Origin of the sequence: Candidatus Methylopumilus planktonicus, assembly GCF_006364715.1 — a bacterium.
Taxonomy (GTDB): domain Bacteria; phylum Pseudomonadota; class Gammaproteobacteria; order Burkholderiales; family Methylophilaceae; genus Methylopumilus; species Methylopumilus planktonicus_A.
The window spans coordinates 149,849-168,561 of the sequence record NZ_CP040984.1 but is presented as its reverse complement, the minus strand read 5'-3'; the positions used below and the strand labels follow the sequence as shown (position 1 = coordinate 168,561).

Below are 18,713 nucleotides of genomic sequence, written 5' to 3'. Positions count from 1 at the left end.
CATGGATCTGATCTCCACGTCACCTCATAAAGAGGCTATTACTCATGGTGGAGGGGGAAGGATTCGAACCTTCGTACTCAGAGAGAACGGATTTACAGTCCGTCGCCTTTAACCACTCGGCCACCCCTCCAAACCGAACCCTAAATTATGTTGGTTTTTTTGATTTTTGTCAAACTAATGAGGGACTTATAGATAAGAAATAAATACAAACTAAGATGGTGCCGGATGTCGGAATCGAACTGACGACCTTCGCATTACAAGTGCGCTGCTCTACCAACTGAGCTAATCCGGCGTTATCAGGAGGCGCTACTATACCAATTTATTTAAATTTGAACTAGTTTTTTAGTTCTTAACTAGGGTTAATTTAGGTTTATTGGGGGATTTTTTTGTTTCGGTTGAACCTAATTCTTGATCTTCTTTAGCTTCAAAGAAGAGTCCTTCGCCATTTTCTTTAGCGTAAACCCCCTCAACAGCGGAAATAGGCAGGTATAAATTTTCAGGGGTGCCATTAAATCTCGCTGTAAAGGTTATTGCTTCATCCCCCATAAGCAAATCTTTAATAGAACCAGGGCTTAAATTAAGAAGAATTTTTCCATCTTTAATGAAAGCCCTGGGCGCTAAAGTATTTTGATCTATCTTTACAAGCAAAAAAGGTGTGTATTGTTCAGCAACACACCATTCATAAATTGCTCTTACAAGATAAGGTTTAGTTGAGGCTGACTTTGCCATTGATGCTAAATTATTTTCTCATCGCTTTTTCTGAAGGTGTCATTGCATCAGCATAAAGTGGTCTTGAGAATAATTTCTCCGCATACTTGAGCAATGGTGCTGCTTGATTTGGAAGCTCAATACCATAATGGCCCAATCGCCATAATAAGGGAGCAATAGCAACATCTAACATCGAAAATTCATCACTCAACAAATGTTGCTGTTTAGAAAAAATGGGGACGATTAAAAGTAAATTATCACGCACATGTTTTTTTGCAATCTCCTTAGCAGTCTCATCAGAAGATTCTAATGCGGGAATATGAACAAATAATTGTTTTTCAAAATCACTTAAAAATAAACGTGCTCTTGCTCTCATTACTGGGTCTGCTGGCATAAGCTGAGGATGAGGAAAACGCTCATCAATATATTCATTAATAATATTAGCGTCTGTTAATACAAGATCTCTTTCTACCAAAACGGGAACAGAATTATGCGGGCTTAATATAGCTAAATCTTCAGGTTTATTAGCCAAATCCACATCTACAACCTCAAAGTCCATGCCTTTTTCAAACAAAACAATTCTGCAGCGATGGCTAAAAGGATCGATCGATCCTGAATATAATTTCATCATAATTATTTAATGTCTTTCCAAAATTCTTTCTTAAGTTTGACTGTTAAAAGTAATAACAAGCCGAGGAATATCAAAACATAATACCCCATATCGAGTCTTTTTAATTTTGAGGGCTCTGACATGAACGTAAGATAATTTACAAGGTCTCCTATTAACGCATCATATTCTTTCACCGAAAGCGTGCCTGGTTTAACGATCTCTAAAGTTTTATGCTTTTCATCTAGCTTTTGATCCCCCTGCAGCTTCCACAAAATGTGCGGCATAGCTGTTTTTTCGTAGACAGTGTTATTCCAACCAGTTGGTCTGGTGGGGTCTCGATAATACCCTCGAAGATAGCCGTAGACCCAATCCGAACCTCTCGCCCTTACCTCAACAGAGAGATCCGGTGGATTTGCTCCAAACCAAACCTTAGCATCGTCTCTATTCATTGCGACTTTCATTGGCTCTCCTACTTTTTCAGCTGTAAAAAGTAAATTTTCTTTAATCAAACTATCAGTCAAACCAATATCATTGAGACGGTTATATCTCATGTAATTAGCGCTGTGACAATTCAAACAATAATTAATAAATGTTTTTGCCCCTCTTTGAAGAGATTGTTGGTCTGTTAAATCAATAGGTGCTTTTTCTAAAATTGGGCCATCATTTGCGAGTCCAACGTCACAAAAAAATAATCCTATCAAAAAAAATTTAGTTAGAGATTTCATCAATACTTAACTCTAGAAGGAACGGGCTTTGTTTTATCTCTCTTGCTGTAATAAGGCATTAGGATAAAAAAGGCAAAGTATGTAACTGTAAAGATTCGAGCAGCTATTGTAGCTTTATCAACTCCACCAATAAAAGGTATTGCACTGGAGAATTGCCCCCAAACGTTTGATGGCTCAGTGCCTAGGTAACCCAAAACAATGAAGCTTGTTACAAATAATGCGATCCAACGTTTAAATAAAATTCCTTTGTATCGAATTGATCTGACCTCGCTTCTATCGAGCCATGGCAAAAATGCAAATATAATTACAGACAGCCCCATGGCAGCAACACCTGGAAATTGGGAATTCAATATAGGTGGAACCGCACGAAGAATTGAATAATAAGGTGTGAAGTACCAAACTGGAGCAATGTGCGCAGGCGTAACTAAGGGATTCGCGGGAATAAAATTATTAGCTTCAAGGAAGTATCCTCCCATTTCAGGCAAGTAAAAAACAATTAAGGCAAAGATAATTAAATAAGTAGAAACACCTATAAGATCTTTGACTGTGTAATAAGGATGAAATGGAATTCCATCTAAAGGAATACCTGTTTTTTTATCCAGATTTTTTTTAATGTCAATACCATCGGGATTGTTGGACCCAACTTCATGCAATGCTACAAGATGAAAAAAAACTAGGCCTAATAGCACTATAGGAAGAGCAATCACATGAAAAGCAAAAAAACGATTTAGTGTTGCATCTGATACCAAGTAATCACCTCTGAGCCACTCGGATAAGTCTGGACCTATAAATGGAATAGTAGAAAATAGATTTACAATGACTTGCGCGCCCCAGTATGACATTTGGCCCCAAGGTAGAAGATATCCAAAAAAAGCTTCCCCCATTAAACAAAGAAAAATAGCTACCCCAAAGAGCCACAAAAGTTCTCTTGGATTCTTATAAGAACCATAAATTAAAGCTCTAAACATGTGCATGTACACAACGACAAAAAATAAAGATGCTCCTGTAGAGTGCATATATCTTATTAACCATCCAAATGAAACATCTCGCATGATATATTCGACTGATGCAAATGCTAGCTCTGCGTCAGGTTTGTAATGCATAGTCAACAAAAGTCCAGTGACAAGCTGAAGGATGAGGGTAAGAAGAGCAAGTGCCCCAAAAAAATACCAAAAGTTAAAGTTTTTAGGTGCGTAATATTCAGTAAGATGATTTGTGATTAAAGACGACAACGGAAATCTTTCGTCTACCCAAGCCATTAATCCAGCTGCAGATTTTTTTGTTTTAATTTCTTTTTTCATACTTTATAGGTAACCCTTATCCTTTATTGTCTTCACCAATTAATAGGGTGCTGTCATTGATATATTTATGAGGAGGAACTACAAGATTAATTGGCGCTGGAGACCCCTTATATACTCGACCAGCTAAATCAAATCTAGAGCCATGACATGGGCAGAAAAATCCCCCACTCCAATTTTCGCCCATATCACCTTGCGTTTCTAATTTTGCAGTTGGTGAACAACCCAAATGAGTGCAAATGCCAACTAGGACAAGCAAATTAGGTTTAAGGGATCTTGTCGCATTCTTGCAATAACTTGGCTGCTGAGATATTACATCAAGATTAGGGTCGGAAAGATTGGGGTCGTTTTTTTTCAAATCATCTAACATTGCCTTAGAGCGATTAATAATCCAAACTGGCTGACCTCTCCATTCAGTCGTAATCATAGACCCTGCTTCAATCTTACTTAGATCAACTTCAACAGGTGCTCCGGCAGCTTTAGCGCGTTCGCTTGGTGTCATACTTGATAAGAATGGAACGGCAATCGCTCCTGCACCAATTGCGCCAGTTACAGTAGTGGCTGCAATTAAAAAACTTCTTTTCTTTTTGTCTATTTTGTCGTCTTGATGGTTTGCCATGATCTTAATGTAAGTATGTTTTTATGAAATTATTATGGTTGAGAGACGTGAACTCTGCAAAAGTTGCTGCATTATACAAAATTTCATTCGAAATCTAAATAGCAGGCAAAACTAAATTTCAGCTTATCAAGCCTTTAAGTTGATTCGTTTTGATACTAATAAGCCTATTTCGTATAAAAACCATAATGGAATTGCTAAGCATAATTGTGAGATAACATCGGGTGGCGTCAGAATAGCACTAACGATAAAGGCAATCACAATCATATATGGTCTTGCTTCTTCCAATGTTTTAACTTTTACCCATCCTAATGTCACTAATATAATAATAATTACCGGCACTTCGAATGCCAATCCAAATGAGATAAGCAAGGACAAAATTAAATCCAGATAATTTGAAATATCTATCATTAGACTTACATTTGTGGGCGTCATCAGAATAAAGAAATTAAATATAATTGGGAAAATGAGGTAATAAGCAAAAGTCATTCCAATAAAGAACAATATGAAACCACTCACGAATGAAAATAAAATTAATTTTTTTTCTTTTTTATAAAGCCCAGGGGAAATAAAACGCCAAAACTGATAAAAAATAAAAGGGAGTGAGAGCAAAAATGAAACGAAGGCTGTAATTTTGATTGGGACTAAAAATGTTGAGGTAAGACCTGTGCTTACCAACTTATTACCGTCTGTTAATTTAGCAATAAGTGGCGCTGAGAAAAAACTATAGATATCATTTGCGTAAAAACTTAGACATATAAAAATGATAATAAAGCTAACTGAAGCTCTAAACAGAGTATTTCTTAATTCAATGAGTTGCTGAATAAAAGGTTTAAAGTGAGTCACCGAGATTTAATCGACTTTTTTTTAATTTCACGCTGAATTTTTTGAAGCTCTTTAAACTTTTCTTCTCGCTCAATCTCTTCTTTAAGTTTCCCAATATAATTTTGAGCTCTTCCAGTAAGCTTGCCTAGGACCTTAGCAACTTTAGGAAGCTTTTCTGGGCCAATAGCTATCAGTGCTACAAAAAAAATAACGACTAACTCTGAAAATGAAACATCAAACATAAAGCTTATTTTCTAGCTCGAGTTTTTGCAGTCTTTCGAGTTGATGCTCTATTTTTTGGTGTATTTTCATTTTTAACTGCATCTTTAAAGTTCTTAATTGCGGCACCTAAATCGCTTCCAATATTTCTTAATTTACTTGTACCAAATATTAAGAAGACAATTAACAAAACTATTAGCCAATGTGTAATGCTTGAAAATCCCATAACAATCCCCTTATTAAATTTTTACTAGTTTTGAACTTCCACCGTAAACATGAAAGTGCATATGAAAAACTTCTTGACCGCCCTCAGCCCCTGAATTAATCATTGTGCGAAAGCCTTTTAATCCTAACTCTTTTGCTAGCTTAGGCGCTAATAAAAGCATATTCGATATGATGTCTTTATCAATTTCACTGCAGGCTATCAAATTTTCAATATGTTTTTTAGGCGTAATGAGAAAGTGCACTTTATCGATAGGGTGAACATCATGAAAAGCAATCAATTCATCATTCTCAAATATTTTTTTGCTTGGTATTGAGCCGTCAATAATTTTACAAAAAATACATGTCATATTATTTTACTTTTGAAGAGCGGCTTTCTTTTTCTTCAATACCTGAAGTCCCTTCTCTTCTTGAAAGCTCATTCAAAATATCTTCTGCACTTAAATTTTTATGTGCCATTAATACTAAAGTATGAAACCAAAGATCAGCGACTTCATGAATAAGCTCCTTGTCGTCTCCTTGGCGCGCAGCAATGATTGTTTCAAAAGCTTCTTCATTTACTTTTTTTAAAATAGCTTCTAACCCGTCACGATATAAAGAAGCTGTATATGATTTAGTCGGATCATCTTTTTTTCTAGCTTCGAGTGTTTCGGTAAGTTTTTTTAAAATAGTATTCATATCTTTATTTTTTATAAATATCTTTAGGGTCTTTAATCACGGCATGATCGTTTATCCAAATGCCTTTATCATCTAATTTTTGGTAGAAACAAGTTTCACGTCCGGTATGACAAGCAATATTTTCAACTTGCTCAATTTTAAGCAAGACGACATCGCCATCGCAATCAAGTCTAATTTCGCGAACATTTTGTGTATGTCCGGATTCTTCGCCTTTTTCCCAAATTTTTTTCCTAGACCTTGACCAATAAAAAGCTTTCTTATTTTTTTGTGTGAGCTCTAAGGCCTCTTGGTTCATCCATGCAAACATAAGCACTTTATTTGTTTTATAGTCTTGAGCAATCACAGGCACAAGACCATCGGAGTCCCATTTTATTGAATGTATCCAGCTCATTGACGAATCTCTATATGATTAGACTTCATAAACGCTTTTGCTTCATCGATTGTATATTCACCGAAGTGGAATATACTTGCTGCTAAGACTGCATCAGCCCCACCTATTTTTATACCATCTACAAGATGCTGAAAATCACCAACGCCTCCGGAAGCAATAATAGGCACATCCACTTTATCAGATATTGACTTAATCAATTCGAGATCAAAACCTTTTTTTGTCCCGTCTCGATCCATGCTCGTAATTAATAGTTCACCTGCACCTAATGAGACCATTTTTACTGCCCATTCAATTGCATCTAGCCCGGTAGCATTTCTGCCTCCATGCGTAAATACTTGCCAAAAAGATTTACCCCCTTGATCTGTTAACTTTGCGTCTATTGCAACGACAATACACTGTGAACCAAAACGGGATGAAGTTTGATAAACAATATCTGGATTAATAATTGCTGATGTATTTATACTGACTTTGTCAGCACCTGCATTGAGTAAATTTCTTACATCTTCTAGAGTTCGAACGCCGCCGCCTACGGTGAGGGGAATAAAAACTTCTTTTGCAACGTTTTCAATAATATGAAGTATTAAACCTCGATTATCTGAACTTGCTGTGATGTCTAAAAAAGTTAATTCATCAGCGCCCTGTTCGTTATATTTTTTTGCAACCTCTACGGGGTCGCCTGCATCCTGTAACTCAAGGAAATTAATGCCTTTAACTACTCTGCCATCAGTCACATCCAGACAAGGAATAATTCTTTTGGCGAGCGACATTTATTTAATAAGCTCATCTGCGAGTGCTTGTGCTGCCTTAAAATCAAGCGTGCCCTCGTATATGGCTCTGCCTGTAATTGCTCCAATGACCCCCGAATAAGCAATTGAAGATAAGTTTCTAATGTCTTCTAGATTAGTTACGCCGCCACTGGCAATGACAGGAATGGTTAGCGCCTCAGCTAATTTTTCGGTCGCCTCAATATTTAATCCATTTAACATACCATCACGTCCAATATCGGTATAAATGATACCTTCAACACCATATCCTTCAAATTTTTTTGCAAGTTCAATTACATTGTGTCCAGTTAATTTAGCCCACCCATCAATAGCCACTTCTCCCTCCTTTGCATCAAGCCCGACAATAATTTGTCCAGGAAATGCATAACAGGCCTCGTGCAGGAAGCCAGGATTTTTGACTGCAGCCGTACCAATGATGATGTAATCAACGCCGCTATTAAGATATTTTTCTACTGTATCGAGATTACGAATACCACCACCTAACTGAATTGGAATCGCGCCATCAACTTCTTTTACAATTGCTTTAATCGCAGATTCATTCACTGGCTTGCCTGCAAAAGCACCATTTAGATCAACCAGATGCAGTCTTCTAGCGCCTAGGTCTGTCCATTGTTTTGCTACTTCACCAGGGTTTTCTGAAAAGATTGTTGATTCTTCCATTAAGCCTTGCTTAAGCCTAACGCACTTACCATCTTTTAGATCAATTGCTGGAATGATTAACATAAACTAAAAACCTATACCGCCCATTGAACGAAGTTTTTTATAAGTTGCAAGCCAGCAGTAGAACTTTTTTCTGGATGAAATTGCACTGCAAAAATATTTTCTTTAGCAATAGCACAACAAAATTTTTGCGCATATAAAGTTTCAGCTGACACAATATTTTTATCTTTAGATTCTAAATAATAACTATGAATAAAATAAAATCGATCGTTATTACTAATGTTTTGCCATAAAGGATGATCATTTGTTTGTGACACTTCATTCCACCCCATATGAGGAATTTTTAACTTATGGCCACTTTCGTCCGCTGTACCTTCATTATTAAATCGCTTAATGGTGCCGCTCAACAATCCTAAGCCATCTGTATTACCTTCTTCACTTTTATCAAATAGCATCTGCAAACCAATGCATATTCCTAAAAAAGGTTTTGTTTTTGCTGCATCTATAACAGAGGACCTTAAATTTCTTTCATCAAGCTCTCTTATGCAGTCAGGCATAGCACCTTGACCAGGAAAAACAACATGATGTGCTTTTTTAATGTCAGCAGGATTGCTTGTGACTTTAATATCAGTTTCGGGTGAGACTTGTTTAAAGGCATTAAATACTGACTTTAAATTTCCCATTCCATAATCAATGATTGCGATCATTATTATTTTGGTGAAAAAAGGTTTATAGACTACCTTTGGTTGAGGGGGTTATGCCAGAAATTTTTGGGTCAATACAAACGGCCATTTTAAGGGCCCTTCCAAATGCTTTATATATTGTTTCTGCCTGGTGATGTGAATTATCACCTTTGAGATTATCGATATGCATCGTGATATTTGCATGATTTACGAATCCTTGAAAAAATTCGTGTATTAAATCAACATCAAATTCACCTATAACTGCCCTTTTGAATTCGACATCAAATATAAGTCCAGGCCTGCCTGAGATATCAAGCACAACTCTAGATAATGCCTCATCTAGCGGAATAATGGCTGTCCCATATCTGGTAATGCCTTTTTTATCTCCGATTGCTTTACTGAAAGCCTGTCCGAGGACTATACCAACATCTTCAACAGTATGATGTGCATCGATATGAAGATCGCCCTTTGCTGTGACTTCTAAGTCGAACATACCGTGACGCGCCACTTGGTCTAACATATGATCCAAGAAACCAATGCCAGTATTGAGTTTTGCACTCCCCTGACCATCAAGATTAATACTTACCTCAATTTTAGTTTCGTTTGTATTTCTTGAAACGGATGCTGATCTTGTCATATTTTTTTACTTAAAGTAGATAAGATATTTTAACTCATTAAAAATGTAATTAACATCAATTATTTCATGCGCTTAGGATAAGTTTTAAAGCTTTGAGTAATGAATCCATTTCCTCATCAGAACCAATTGTGAATCGAATGTAAGAGGAAATTCGTATCGGATTATCAAAACGCCTTACCACAATTCCTTGATCTCTTAGTTTACTTACGATTATTTTTCCTTCTACAGCAGCATGCTTAGCAAAAACAAAATTGGCGCCTGAAGGAAGTACTGAAAAATTAAGGCCAGTCAATTTCTCTACAAAATTTAGTTTCGTATGAATAACCTTTTGGCAGATATTTTTAAAATATGAATCATCTTTGAAGGATTCAACGCCTGCAATTAATCCTAATCGGTCAATTGGGTAAGAGTTAAAACTATCTTTCACTCTCATCAATGCTTCAATAAGATCTCTATGCCCTATGGCATAACCAAGTCTTAATCCTGCCAATGATCTCGATTTAGAAAAAGAATGTGTCACCAATAAATTATTATATTTTTCTGTAAGGTGAATAACAGACTCTGTCCCAAAATCGACATAAGCCTCATCTACAATAACTACAGAGTCATTATTTTTTTTAAGAAACGTTTCAATTTGGTTTGAAGTAAGAGGAATGCCAGTAGGTGCATTTGGATTTGGAAAAACAATACCTCCATTAGGTATTAAATAATCATTCAATGCAATCTCAAACGAACTATTAACAGGTATGAGCTTGAAGTCAATTTCATAAAGCTTGCAGTATACGGGGTAAAAACTATAAGTAATGTCAGGAAATAAAATAGGTGCGTTATGTTTTAAAAGCGCCTGAAAAGCCATGGCTAAAACTTCATCCGAACCATTACCCACAAAAACATTGTTAGTCTTTACTTTAAAATAATCAGCAATTGATTTTTTAAGTGCTTCTGAATTTGGGTCTGGGTAAAGCTTTAAAGTATCATCTGCAAACTGTTTAATTGCAGCAATAACTTTTGGACTCGGCCCATAAGGATTCTCGTTCGTATTTAACTTAACAAGACTATGAATTTTGGGTTGCTCGCCAGGAATATATGGTGTTAAGCCGTGGACAATCTTGCTCCAAAATTTACTCATTATCTATACGATATTCTGCAGATTTTGCGTGTGCCTGAAGTCCTTCACCATTCGCCAAGACTGAAGCAATTTTTCCAAGCTTACGAGCACCTTGATTAGATAATTTAATTAGGCTTGAACGTTTTTGAAAATCATAAACACCAAGTGGCGAAGAAAATCTTGCTGTTCTTGATGTAGGTAGAACATGATTTGGTCCAGCACAATAGTCGCCTACAGCTTCACAGGTATTTCTTCCCATAAAAATAGCACCGGCATGTTTAATACTATTAACGAGGGTATCTGGATCCTCTACTGAAAGCTCTAAATGTTCGGGTGAAATAAAATTTGAAATCTCTGCCGCTTCTTCTAATGTTTTTACTTTGATCATTGCACCTCTATTTGTTAAAGAAGTTTCAATAATATTTTTTCTTGGCATACTTCCAATCAGTTTATTAATACTTTCCTGAACCTGGGCTAAAAATTCTGCGCTTGGGCTAATTAAAATCGATTGTGCAAGCTCATCATGTTCTGCTTGAGAAAATAAATCCATAGCAATCCAATCTGGATTAGATTTTTCATCTGCAATAATTAGTATTTCAGAAGGCCCTGCAATCATATCAATACCAACCACACCAAATACTCTTCTTTTAGCCTCTGCAACATAAGCATTGCCTGGCCCTACAATTTTGTCGACTTGGGGAATTGTTTGGGTACCATAGGCAAGAGCCCCTATTGCTTGAGCGCCACCAATTGCAAATACACGATCAACTTTAACAAGTGCTGCAGCTGCTAATACCAGTTGGTTTCTTTCTCCGCGAGGTGACGGAACTACCATAATAATTTCCTGAACCCCTGCAACTTTTGCTGGAATTGCATTCATTAATACTGATGAAGGGTATGCAGCTTTTCCTCCAGGAACATATAAACCTACCCGATCTAATGATGTAACTTTTTGACCAAGTAACGTCTCATCATCTTCAGTGAAGCTCCAAGAGCTGATTAACTGTTTTTTGTGATAATCAAAAACTCTCTTAGCAGCCTCCTCAAGAGCTTCTCTGGACAATACGGGTAAATTTTCCAAAGCGAAATTTAATTCTTCTTTAGAAATTTCAAACTCTTCCATGCGCGAAAAATCTACATGATCAAATTTTTTAGTATATTCAATCACAGCTTGGTCGCCTCTTTTTTTCACATCACTCAAAATTTCTGCGACAGTTTTTTCGATTTGAATGTTATCTTCAGCTTCAAAGAAAATGAGCTTATTTAACTGATCCTTAAAGTTTGGATCTTTTGTATTTAATTTTTTAATTTGAATCATAGGTACGATTATGCTTTGAGAGCACTTTCAAACTGTCGAAGAATGGGCTGTAAGAGCTCTCTTTTTAATTTTAAAGATGCTTGGTTAATGATGAGTCGAGAACTGATATCACAAATGTCTTCAACAGCAACAAGATTATTAGCTTTTAATGTCTTTCCTGTACTCACCAAATCAACAATGACATCTGCAAGCCCTACAAGGGGGGCTAGCTCCATTGAGCCATATAGTTTAATCAAATCGATATGCATACCTTTTTTTGCGAAGTGCTCTTTGGCCGTTTTTACATATTTTGTTGCCACCTTTAAACGCACACCTTTTTTAATAGCGCCTGCATAATCAAAATCTTGTTTAGCTGCAACCATCATTTTGCAACGTCCAATATTAAGATCAATGGGCTGGTAAAGTCCTTCGCCCATATACTCATCAAGAATGTCTTTGCCAGTAATGCCAATATCAGCTGCACCATATTCAACATAAGTTGGCACATCTGTAGCTCTTACAATAATAAGTTTTATATTTTTTTGATTGGTATCTAAAATAAGTTTTCTTGACGTTTCAGGATTCTCATTACAAGTAATCCCTATCCTCTCTAGAAGAGGGATAGTTTGTTCAAATATTCTTCCTTTAGATAAAGCAATTGTAATTTTCATCTTAATGAATCCGTTTAATATTGGCGCCTAGTTGATTGAATTTATCCTCTAATTTTTCGTACCCACGATCCAGATGATAAATACGCTCAATCGTAGTTTGTCCTCTTGCTGCCAAACTTGCAATAACCAGGCTTGCTGAGGCCCTTAGATCTGTTGCCATCACGGAAGCTCCCTCTAAATATTCCTTACCTCGGATGATTGCCGTGTTTCCTCTAATGTCGATTTGTGCCCCCATGCGAATAAGCTCTTGTACATGCATAAAACGATTTTCAAATATAGTTTCGGTGACTTCTGATACACCTTCTGCAATAGTATTTAATGCCATCATTTGTGCTTGCATATCCGTAGGAAAGGCAGGGTAAGGCGCGGTTCTTAGGCTTACCGCTTTTAATTTCCCATCACTTTTAATGCGTATTGAATTTTCATGTGATTCAATTTTAACGCCGGTTTCTATTAATTTTAGCGTAATTGCATCTAAGTATTTATGCTGTACATTTTTTAAAAGTACGTCACCGCCCGTCATTGCAACGGCTGCTAAATATGTGCCTGCTTCAATTCTATCAAATATCACGTCATGATTTGCTTTATGAAGCGAGTCGACCCCTTCAATTGTAATCACGTCAGTCCCTAGACCTTTAATCTTCGCACCCATTTTATTTAAGCATTGCCCAAGATCTACAACTTCAGGTTCCTTAGCAGCATTCTCTAAAATTGTGACCCCTGCAGCTAATGAGGCAGCCATCATTAAATTCTCGGTACCTGTAACAGTAACAATATCCATATAAAATTTACAGCCTTGTAACTTCGATTTTGGTAAATGTTTTGTCGAAGCCTCAATATAGCCATTATGAATATCTATTTTTGCGCCCATTGCCTGAAGCCCTTTGATATGGATATCAACAGGCCTAGATCCAATGGCACAACCTCCCGGTAATGAAACTCGAGCTTCACCGAATCTTGCAAGCAAAGGGCCTAAAACAAGAATAGAAGCGCGCATTGTTTTAACTCGCTCATAAGGTGCATTTTTACTAGTAATTTCTTTTGCAGTTAATTCAGTTTTGTCGTTTTCAACCTGGATATCAACACCCATATATTTAAGTAAAGACTTAGTTGTATTAACATCTTGCAGATGAGGTACATGTGTTAACGATAATGTGTCTTCAGTAAGAAGGGATGCAATAAGTATAGGTAAGGCTGCGTTTTTAGCACCTGATATTTCAAGCTCGCCGTGAAGGGGGGTCTGTCCTTGAATAACTAACTTATCCAAGTTATGAATTAGCCTTTAATAACTTTACTAATTCTCCAGTTTCATACATCTCTTTGATAATGTCAGCGCCACCAATAAATTCTCCATGAATATAAAGTTGAGGAATAGTTGGCCAATTAGCAAATACTTTGATACCTTCTCTTATTTCTGGATCTTGCAGTACGTCAATAGCATGAAAATCAGCATCACAAGCATCTAAAATTTGAGTTGCTAGGCTCGAAAATCCGCACTGAGGAAATTTGGGGCTTCCTTTCATATATAAAACTACATCATGTTCATTAATCGTTTTTTGTATCTTATCTTGCGCGCTCATGCCTTACTCCTCAAAATTATGTTTTTAGTTGATTCCACTCATTTAGCGTATAGGTCTTAATAGATAAAGCATGAATATCACTTTTCATCTTATCTCCTAAAGCATTAAATACCATTTGGTGTTGTTTGACGCGATTTAATCCTTCAAATAACCGACTCACAATCGTGCCTTCAAAATGAGCACCATCCTCACCTAAAATTTCAATAAACTCACATTCAAGTTTTTCAATAATCGATTGCTTAATATCGTCAGCGGTCATCTTTTAGCTTCTTAATTTATAGCCGAATTTTAACATTCCTAAGGTAACGGAAGCTAACACAATGAAAAAGAAGGTCACGATTGAAAAACTTAACAAAGGAGCTACGTCGGACTGCCCAAAAAATCCGTATCGGAAACCATCAATCATATAAAAGAAAGGATTAAGTTGGGATAACTTTTGCCAAAAAGGTGGCAAAGAATGAATTGAATAAAAGACCCCCGATAAAAAAGATAATGGCATGATCACAAAATTTTGGAAAACTGCCATCTGGTCAAAACGATGAGCCCATATACCTGTAATGATGCCAAATGTTCCTAGTAGCGCACCCCCAAGCATTGCGAATCCAAAAATAATCCATGGGTGCAACATAGGTAAATCTACATATAAAAGAGCAAATGCGTAAATACAAACGCCTACGAAAATACCCCTCACAATTGATGCTATTAAGAAGGCTAAGAAAAATTGGAGATAGGTGATAGGTGTTAATAAAATAAATACAATATTTCCCATGACTTTCGACTGAATAAGACTTGATGAGCTATTTGCAAAGGAATTTTGCAATAAGGACATCATAATCAATCCTGGAATAAGAAACGCAGTGTACTCAACATTATCGTAAACTTTTACATGATCTGCTAAGACGTGAGAGAAAATAAGTAGGTAAAGAACTGCAGTAATAACTGGGGCTGCCACTGTCTGAAAAACTACCCGCCAAAATCTTAATAGTTCTTTTTTGAGAAGTGTCCACGTACCCAAAAATTCATTTTTAAAATTGATCATCTTTTACTTCCGGTAAGTTTCAAGAAGACTTTTTCTAAATCTGAATTAGTAAGCTCCATATCTAATATTTTAATCTTTGATTTTTTTAATTCACTCATAATAAATTCTACTTCTGCTATTTCTTCAAGTAAGAAAGTTATTAAACTGTGATCTGACGACTGTATGAACTTTTGAACGCTTACTGGGATTTTTTTATTCTTTAGATCTAAACGTAAATTTAAATTTTTTGCTGAAAAGCGCTTTAATAAATTTCTCGTTTTATCCAACGCAACTACTTTGCCTTGGTCCATCATGGCTACTCGGCTGCATAACGTCTCAGCCTCTTCTAAATAATGTGTAGTCAGAACAATAGTGTGACCTTTTTGATTCAGTTTTTTAATAAACTGCCATAACCTTTTTCTAAGCTCTACGTCTACTCCTGCTGTGGGCTCATCTAAGACAATGACGGGGGGCTTATGCACAAGTGCTTGCGCAATTAAAGCCCTCCTTTTCATGCCACCAGAAAGCATTCTCATATTTGTATTAGCCTTTTCCTGAAGATCAAGACCTTCAATTACTTCATCGATCCAGTCATCATTTTCTCGACCCTTACCAAAATAGCCAGCTTGAAATCTGAGCATTTCGCGTACATTAAAAAAGGGGTCAAATACTAATTCTTGAGGCACGACACCAAGCGATCTTCTCGCATTTTGATAGTCTTGAATGACGTCATGCCCCATAACTTTGATTGAACCTGAAGATGGTTTTGCGAGACCTGCCAGAATATTAATGAGCGTTGATTTGCCGGCACCATTTGGCCCCAGCAACGCAAAAAATTCGCCTTCTTCAATAACTAAATCGATACCTTTGAGAGCCTCTAGCTTACCGAAGTTCTTTTTAACCTTATTAAATATAATGGCTTTTTTCATTGAAATAAATACTGGAGGTTTCTTAAAATGAAATTTAAGAAGAAGTGTTTAATGGAGGGAAGATACGAGATCTTCCACTCCGTATAATTTAGCAAGACTGTTTAAATTCTTTGGTAAATTCTTGAAAGTAAAATGTGATTGATTTTTTTTAGCCTCTCGTTGTAATTCAAAAATTAAACTTAAGGTTGAAGTGTCAATTGAAGTCACTTTTGAAAAATCAATTGTCGTTTTTTTATCTGTTTTTTGTTTTTTAATTAAATCAATAATAGTAGGTATTTTTTCAATCGTAAGATCGCCACTTAAATTCCATTGGCTTTTATCAAAGTCGATCATTTGTTAGAGGTCTTATCATAATTAGCATTCTTCTCGGCAAGTTTTGTAATAAGAGAAGCTATGCCATTTTGTCTAATTTCATTACCAAATTGACCGCGATAATTTGTTACTAAGCTCACACCTTCAATAACAATGTCAAAAACTTTCCATGAATTACCATCTTTTTCAAGCATATAATCAATAGGCAAAGGAGGGGCGCCTGGCTGCAGCACCTCTGTCTTAATTAACACCTCTTCGTCTGTCGGTTCGAATCTCGCTGGCTTATAGTTAAGCGTCTGATCTTTAAATCTTAATAGTGCGCTGCCATAAGTTTTTACAAGCATCGTTCTGAATTCTTTTTTAAAGGCTTCTTGCTCTTCTTTTGTTGCTGATGGATAGGCTTTACCTAATACAAGCTTAGAAATACGATCAAAATTAAAATAAGGTAATATCTTCTCTTCAGTAATTTTATAAGCTTTTTCTTTATTGCCAGATCTTAAATCTTTATCCGTTTTTAAAATTTCAAAAACTTCATTGGCTATTTTTTTAACAAAAACATCAGGCGCCTCTGCAGCAAATATGCTCATTGACATCATCAAACTTAAAATCACTAATAAAAACTTTTTCATGTGTTTAAAATTCCTTTTAAATTTTAGTTATTTTTTAGGTTCTTCAGTGGCTTTATTATACAAGAACTGACTGATGAGTTTTTCTAATACAACCGCATCTTGAGTCTTAGAAATGCGATCTCCCTCTTTCAGAAATTGATCGTCACCTCCAGCTTCCAAACTAATATATTGCTCACCTAATAATCCTGATGTATAAATATTTGCAAAAGTATCTTTAGGAAACGGATATCTTTTGTCTATTTTTAAAGTCACAACCGCTTGATAAGTTTTCGTATCAAATTTGATGTTATCAATACTACCAACGACGACACCTGAACTCTTAACAGGCGCTCTTGGTTTAAGGCCTCCAATATTCTCATAATTTGCTGTGACCGCATAGGTTTCACCAAGCGTATTGCTTGTAAGATTACCTACTTTCGTAGCGAGACCCATAAGTGCCGCAATGCCAATCGCCACAAATAAACCTACCCAAATATCTAATGTTGTTTTATCCATATTTGCTCCAGTCCTATATTAATGCGCAATCATAAACGAAGTTAAAATAAAATCTAATCCCAAAACAGTTAGCGAAGAAGTTACGACAGTTCTTGTAGTGGCTCGACTAACACCTTCGGCGGTTGGGGGAGCGTCGAAGCCTTCATAGAGGGCAATGATCGTACAAGCAACTCCAAATACAAAGCTCTTAATCAGTCCATTAATCACATCAAATCTAAAATCAACATTCACATTCATTTGTGACCAAAATGCGCCATGATCCACGCCGATAATTGGCACTGCAACTAAATAACCCCCCATCACACCCACCATTGAAAAAATGGAAGCTAATATAGGCATTGAAATAACGCCCGCCCAAAATCTTGGTCCAATAATTCTAGCAATAGGGCTCACAGCCATCATTTCCATAGCAGATAATTGCTCGGTAGCCTTCATTAATCCAATTTCAGCAGTGATTGCAGTCCCAGCTCTCCCAGCAAATAAAAGGGCGGTTACAACGGGGCCTAGCTCCCTTAAAAGCGATAATGCCACCAAAACACCAATAGATTCTGACGAGCCATATTTTTGAAGTGTGTAATACCCTTGCAAACCCAAGACCATGCCTACGAAGAAAGCAGACACTATAATAATAATTAAAGACATCACACCAGTGAAATAAATTTCGCGGATTGTTAAATGAATACGTCTAAAACTTTCGCCTGAATAAATTAAGATTAATAAAAATAAACGGGTGGCAGAACCAAGACGCCAAATTCTTGAAGTCACTTGGTTGCCTAAACTGCTTAAAGTTTTAAAAATTGGGTTCATAATTCAACAGGCTCGTAAATATCTTTTTTGTAACTAGGTGCATTGTAATGGAATGGTACGGGGCCATCTTTTTCACCATGAACAAATTGATGCACAAAAGGGAGTTTAGATTTTGATAGTTCTTTCGGTGTGCCCTCTGCGGCGACGACTCCATCTGCAATAAAATAAATATAGTCCGCAAAAGAAAAAGCTTCTTCCACATCATGCGTCACAATAATTGAAGTTGCTCCCAGGGCATCATTGAGCGTTCTGATAAGGTCACAAATCACTGCCATAGATATGGGGTCTAATCCTGCAAAAGGCTCGTCATACATAATAATATCCGGGTCTAATGCAATGGCTCTTGCAAGTGCAACTCGTCTTGCCATGCCTCCTGAGAGTTCAGTGGACATGAGCTTATGAGCGCCTCGAAGACCTACAGCGTTAAGTTTCATAAGCACTAAATCGCGAATCATGCTTTCAGGTAATTTTGTATGTTCACGAATTGGAAATGCCACATTGTCAAATACAGACAAGTCAGTAAAAAGTGCGCCGTGCTGGAAAAGCATACCCATTTTTCTTCGCAATTCATAAATGCCTTGCCTATCTTGCTTATGAACAATCTTGTCGTCCACTTTGACATGGCCAGATTTAGGTTTGATTTGACCACCTATCAAACGAAGAATAGTCGTTTTGCCACAACCGCTTCCACCCATAATAGCTGTGACTTTGCCACGAGGAAAAACCATATTGATATCTTTATGAAGCATACGATTATCGTAGCCAAAAGATAATTTTTCAATTTCAACGATATTTTTTTGGGTCATATTT

28 protein-coding genes and 2 tRNA genes are annotated in these 18,713 nt (G+C 36.6%); all 30 read right to left on the bottom strand.

What is annotated here, in order from left to right:
* Positions 1-45: 45 nt before the first annotated feature.
* Positions 46-130 (bottom strand) — tRNA-Tyr (locus tag FIT63_RS00920).
* Positions 131-216: 86 nt separating this feature from the next.
* Positions 217-292 (bottom strand) — tRNA-Thr (locus FIT63_RS00915).
* Positions 293-342: 50 nt separating this feature from the next.
* Positions 343-729 (bottom strand): ClpXP protease specificity-enhancing factor, encoded by a 387-nt coding sequence (locus FIT63_RS00910; RefSeq protein WP_140006193.1) that lies wholly within the window; start codon positions 727-729, stop codon positions 343-345.
* A gap of 10 nt (positions 730-739) precedes the next feature.
* Positions 740-1,339 carry a glutathione S-transferase N-terminal domain-containing protein gene (locus FIT63_RS00905; protein ID WP_139866844.1) on the bottom strand — a complete coding sequence of 200 codons (600 nt, stop codon included), beginning with the start codon at positions 1,337-1,339 and terminating at the stop codon, positions 740-742.
* Between the two features lie 2 nt (positions 1,340-1,341).
* The gene (locus FIT63_RS00900; protein WP_140006192.1) at positions 1,342-2,043 is read right to left on the bottom strand and encodes a cytochrome c1; all 702 of its coding nucleotides are present in this window, start codon (positions 2,041-2,043) and stop codon (positions 1,342-1,344) included.
* Positions 2,043-3,344 (bottom strand): cytochrome b, encoded by a 1,302-nt coding sequence (locus FIT63_RS00895; RefSeq protein WP_140006191.1) that lies wholly within the window; start codon positions 3,342-3,344, stop codon positions 2,043-2,045. Before FIT63_RS00895 ends, FIT63_RS00900 begins: the two co-directional genes overlap by 1 nt.
* Before the next feature lie 16 nt (positions 3,345-3,360).
* Positions 3,361-3,960, bottom strand: a complete 600-nt coding sequence (gene petA / locus FIT63_RS00890) for a ubiquinol-cytochrome c reductase iron-sulfur subunit (RefSeq protein ID WP_140006190.1) — start codon at positions 3,958-3,960, stop codon at positions 3,361-3,363.
* 126 nt (positions 3,961-4,086) lie between these two features.
* Positions 4,087-4,803 carry a twin-arginine translocase subunit TatC gene (tatC, locus tag FIT63_RS00885; protein WP_140006189.1) on the bottom strand — a complete coding sequence of 239 codons (717 nt, stop codon included), beginning with the start codon at positions 4,801-4,803 and terminating at the stop codon, positions 4,087-4,089.
* Positions 4,800-5,024 (bottom strand): Sec-independent protein translocase protein TatB, encoded by a 225-nt coding sequence (gene tatB / locus FIT63_RS00880; RefSeq protein WP_140006188.1) that lies wholly within the window; start codon positions 5,022-5,024, stop codon positions 4,800-4,802. Before tatB ends, tatC begins: the two co-directional genes overlap by 4 nt.
* A 5-nt stretch (positions 5,025-5,029) precedes the next feature.
* Complete coding sequence (tatA, locus tag FIT63_RS00875) at positions 5,030-5,227, bottom strand: Sec-independent protein translocase subunit TatA (RefSeq protein ID WP_140006187.1); 198 nt, start codon at positions 5,225-5,227, stop codon at positions 5,030-5,032.
* A 13-nt stretch (positions 5,228-5,240) separates the two neighbouring features.
* Complete coding sequence (locus FIT63_RS00870) at positions 5,241-5,573, bottom strand: histidine triad nucleotide-binding protein (protein ID WP_140006186.1); 333 nt, start codon at positions 5,571-5,573, stop codon at positions 5,241-5,243.
* Position 5,574: 1 nt separating this feature from the next.
* Positions 5,575-5,901: a phosphoribosyl-ATP diphosphatase gene (locus FIT63_RS00865; protein ID WP_140006185.1), complete on the bottom strand. Its 327-nt coding sequence runs from the start codon at positions 5,899-5,901 to the stop codon at positions 5,575-5,577.
* Positions 5,902-5,905: 4 nt separating this feature from the next.
* On the bottom strand, positions 5,906-6,292 hold the full coding sequence (gene hisI / locus FIT63_RS00860) for a phosphoribosyl-AMP cyclohydrolase (RefSeq protein ID WP_140006184.1): 387 nt from the start codon (positions 6,290-6,292) through the stop codon (positions 5,906-5,908).
* A complete protein-coding gene (hisF, locus tag FIT63_RS00855) occupies positions 6,289-7,059 on the bottom strand; it encodes an imidazole glycerol phosphate synthase subunit HisF (RefSeq protein WP_140006183.1) in 771 nt (256 codons plus the stop codon). Before hisF ends, hisI begins: the two co-directional genes overlap by 4 nt.
* On the bottom strand, positions 7,060-7,800 hold the full coding sequence (hisA, locus tag FIT63_RS00850; RefSeq protein ID WP_046486895.1) for a 1-(5-phosphoribosyl)-5-[(5-phosphoribosylamino)methylideneamino]imidazole-4-carboxamide isomerase: 741 nt from the start codon (positions 7,798-7,800) through the stop codon (positions 7,060-7,062).
* 11 nt (positions 7,801-7,811) lie between these two features.
* Positions 7,812-8,444 carry an imidazole glycerol phosphate synthase subunit HisH gene (gene hisH, locus FIT63_RS00845; RefSeq protein ID WP_140006182.1) on the bottom strand — a complete coding sequence of 211 codons (633 nt, stop codon included), beginning with the start codon at positions 8,442-8,444 and terminating at the stop codon, positions 7,812-7,814.
* A gap of 22 nt (positions 8,445-8,466) precedes the next feature.
* Positions 8,467-9,057, bottom strand: coding sequence for an imidazoleglycerol-phosphate dehydratase HisB (gene hisB, locus FIT63_RS00840; RefSeq protein ID WP_140006181.1), 591 nt, complete (start codon positions 9,055-9,057; stop codon positions 8,467-8,469).
* 64 nt (positions 9,058-9,121) lie between these two features.
* Positions 9,122-10,186, bottom strand: coding sequence for a histidinol-phosphate transaminase (gene hisC, locus FIT63_RS00835; protein WP_140006180.1), 1,065 nt, complete (start codon positions 10,184-10,186; stop codon positions 9,122-9,124).
* A complete protein-coding gene (gene hisD / locus FIT63_RS00830; RefSeq protein ID WP_420886439.1) occupies positions 10,179-11,483 on the bottom strand; it encodes a histidinol dehydrogenase in 1,305 nt (434 codons plus the stop codon). Before hisD ends, hisC begins: the two co-directional genes overlap by 8 nt.
* A gap of 8 nt (positions 11,484-11,491) precedes the next feature.
* Positions 11,492-12,133, bottom strand: coding sequence for an ATP phosphoribosyltransferase (hisG, locus tag FIT63_RS00825; RefSeq protein WP_140006179.1), 642 nt, complete (start codon positions 12,131-12,133; stop codon positions 11,492-11,494).
* A 1-nt stretch (position 12,134) separates the two neighbouring features.
* The gene (murA, locus tag FIT63_RS00820; protein WP_140006178.1) at positions 12,135-13,400 is read right to left on the bottom strand and encodes a UDP-N-acetylglucosamine 1-carboxyvinyltransferase; all 1,266 of its coding nucleotides are present in this window, start codon (positions 13,398-13,400) and stop codon (positions 12,135-12,137) included.
* Position 13,401: 1 nt separating this feature from the next.
* The gene (gene grxD / locus FIT63_RS00815; protein WP_140006177.1) at positions 13,402-13,713 is read right to left on the bottom strand and encodes a Grx4 family monothiol glutaredoxin; all 312 of its coding nucleotides are present in this window, start codon (positions 13,711-13,713) and stop codon (positions 13,402-13,404) included.
* Positions 13,714-13,729: 16 nt separating this feature from the next.
* A complete protein-coding gene (locus FIT63_RS00810) occupies positions 13,730-13,972 on the bottom strand; it encodes a BolA family protein (protein ID WP_140006176.1) in 243 nt (80 codons plus the stop codon).
* A 3-nt stretch (positions 13,973-13,975) separates the two neighbouring features.
* Positions 13,976-14,752, bottom strand: coding sequence for an ABC transporter permease (locus FIT63_RS00805; protein WP_140006175.1), 777 nt, complete (start codon positions 14,750-14,752; stop codon positions 13,976-13,978).
* Complete coding sequence (locus tag FIT63_RS00800; RefSeq protein WP_140006174.1) at positions 14,749-15,660, bottom strand: ABC transporter ATP-binding protein; 912 nt, start codon at positions 15,658-15,660, stop codon at positions 14,749-14,751. The genes FIT63_RS00805 and FIT63_RS00800 overlap by 4 nt, the downstream gene beginning before the upstream one ends.
* Positions 15,661-15,708: 48 nt before the next feature.
* Positions 15,709-15,993: an STAS domain-containing protein gene (locus FIT63_RS00795; protein WP_140006173.1), complete on the bottom strand. Its 285-nt coding sequence runs from the start codon at positions 15,991-15,993 to the stop codon at positions 15,709-15,711.
* Positions 15,990-16,601, bottom strand: coding sequence for an MlaC/ttg2D family ABC transporter substrate-binding protein (locus FIT63_RS00790; protein ID WP_140006172.1), 612 nt, complete (start codon positions 16,599-16,601; stop codon positions 15,990-15,992). The genes FIT63_RS00795 and FIT63_RS00790 overlap by 4 nt, the downstream gene beginning before the upstream one ends.
* 27 nt (positions 16,602-16,628) lie before the next feature.
* A complete protein-coding gene (gene mlaD / locus FIT63_RS00785) occupies positions 16,629-17,096 on the bottom strand; it encodes an outer membrane lipid asymmetry maintenance protein MlaD (protein WP_140004892.1) in 468 nt (155 codons plus the stop codon).
* An 18-nt stretch (positions 17,097-17,114) separates the two neighbouring features.
* Complete coding sequence (gene mlaE, locus FIT63_RS00780) at positions 17,115-17,903, bottom strand: lipid asymmetry maintenance ABC transporter permease subunit MlaE (RefSeq protein ID WP_140006171.1); 789 nt, start codon at positions 17,901-17,903, stop codon at positions 17,115-17,117.
* Positions 17,900-18,709, bottom strand: a complete 810-nt coding sequence (locus FIT63_RS00775; protein WP_140006170.1) for an ABC transporter ATP-binding protein — start codon at positions 18,707-18,709, stop codon at positions 17,900-17,902. Before FIT63_RS00775 ends, mlaE begins: the two co-directional genes overlap by 4 nt.
* Positions 18,710-18,713 lie beyond the last annotated feature (4 nt).

Excerpts from the sequence above, each read along its gene's own strand:
- FIT63_RS00910 (WP_140006193.1), bottom strand. The coding sequence starts at position 729 with ATGGCAAAGTCAGCCTCAACTAAACCTTATCTTGTAAGAGCAATTTAT.
- FIT63_RS00905 (WP_139866844.1), bottom strand. The coding sequence starts at position 1,339 with ATGATGAAATTATATTCAGGATCGATCGATCCTTTTAGCCATCGCTGC.
- FIT63_RS00900 (WP_140006192.1), bottom strand. The coding sequence starts at position 2,043 with ATGAAATCTCTAACTAAATTTTTTTTGATAGGATTATTTTTTTGTGAC.
- FIT63_RS00895 (WP_140006191.1), bottom strand. The coding sequence starts at position 3,344 with ATGAAAAAAGAAATTAAAACAAAAAAATCTGCAGCTGGATTAATGGCT.
- petA (WP_140006190.1), bottom strand. The coding sequence starts at position 3,960 with ATGGCAAACCATCAAGACGACAAAATAGACAAAAAGAAAAGAAGTTTT.
- tatB (WP_140006188.1), bottom strand. The coding sequence starts at position 5,024 with ATGTTTGATGTTTCATTTTCAGAGTTAGTCGTTATTTTTTTTGTAGCA.
- tatA (WP_140006187.1), bottom strand. The coding sequence starts at position 5,227 with ATGGGATTTTCAAGCATTACACATTGGCTAATAGTTTTGTTAATTGTC.
- FIT63_RS00870 (WP_140006186.1), bottom strand. The coding sequence starts at position 5,573 with ATGACATGTATTTTTTGTAAAATTATTGACGGCTCAATACCAAGCAAA.
- FIT63_RS00865 (WP_140006185.1), bottom strand. The coding sequence starts at position 5,901 with ATGAATACTATTTTAAAAAAACTTACCGAAACACTCGAAGCTAGAAAA.
- hisI (WP_140006184.1), bottom strand. The coding sequence starts at position 6,292 with ATGAGCTGGATACATTCAATAAAATGGGACTCCGATGGTCTTGTGCCT.
- hisF (WP_140006183.1), bottom strand. The coding sequence starts at position 7,059 with ATGTCGCTCGCCAAAAGAATTATTCCTTGTCTGGATGTGACTGATGGC.
- hisA (WP_046486895.1), bottom strand. The coding sequence starts at position 7,800 with ATGTTAATCATTCCAGCAATTGATCTAAAAGATGGTAAGTGCGTTAGG.
- hisH (WP_140006182.1), bottom strand. The coding sequence starts at position 8,444 with ATGATCGCAATCATTGATTATGGAATGGGAAATTTAAAGTCAGTATTT.
- hisB (WP_140006181.1), bottom strand. The coding sequence starts at position 9,057 with ATGACAAGATCAGCATCCGTTTCAAGAAATACAAACGAAACTAAAATT.
- hisC (WP_140006180.1), bottom strand. The coding sequence starts at position 10,186 with ATGAGTAAATTTTGGAGCAAGATTGTCCACGGCTTAACACCATATATT.
- hisD (WP_420886439.1), bottom strand. The coding sequence starts at position 11,483 with ATGATTCAAATTAAAAAATTAAATACAAAAGATCCAAACTTTAAGGAT.
- hisG (WP_140006179.1), bottom strand. The coding sequence starts at position 12,133 with ATGAAAATTACAATTGCTTTATCTAAAGGAAGAATATTTGAACAAACT.
- grxD (WP_140006177.1), bottom strand. The coding sequence starts at position 13,713 with ATGAGCGCGCAAGATAAGATACAAAAAACGATTAATGAACATGATGTA.
- FIT63_RS00810 (WP_140006176.1), bottom strand. The coding sequence starts at position 13,972 with ATGACCGCTGACGATATTAAGCAATCGATTATTGAAAAACTTGAATGT.
- FIT63_RS00805 (WP_140006175.1), bottom strand. The coding sequence starts at position 14,752 with ATGATCAATTTTAAAAATGAATTTTTGGGTACGTGGACACTTCTCAAA.
- FIT63_RS00800 (WP_140006174.1), bottom strand. The coding sequence starts at position 15,660 with ATGAAAAAAGCCATTATATTTAATAAGGTTAAAAAGAACTTCGGTAAG.
- FIT63_RS00795 (WP_140006173.1), bottom strand. The coding sequence starts at position 15,993 with ATGATCGACTTTGATAAAAGCCAATGGAATTTAAGTGGCGATCTTACG.
- FIT63_RS00790 (WP_140006172.1), bottom strand. The coding sequence starts at position 16,601 with ATGAAAAAGTTTTTATTAGTGATTTTAAGTTTGATGATGTCAATGAGC.
- mlaD (WP_140004892.1), bottom strand. The coding sequence starts at position 17,096 with ATGGATAAAACAACATTAGATATTTGGGTAGGTTTATTTGTGGCGATT.
- mlaE (WP_140006171.1), bottom strand. The coding sequence starts at position 17,903 with ATGAACCCAATTTTTAAAACTTTAAGCAGTTTAGGCAACCAAGTGACT.
- FIT63_RS00775 (WP_140006170.1), bottom strand. The coding sequence starts at position 18,709 with ATGACCCAAAAAAATATCGTTGAAATTGAAAAATTATCTTTTGGCTAC.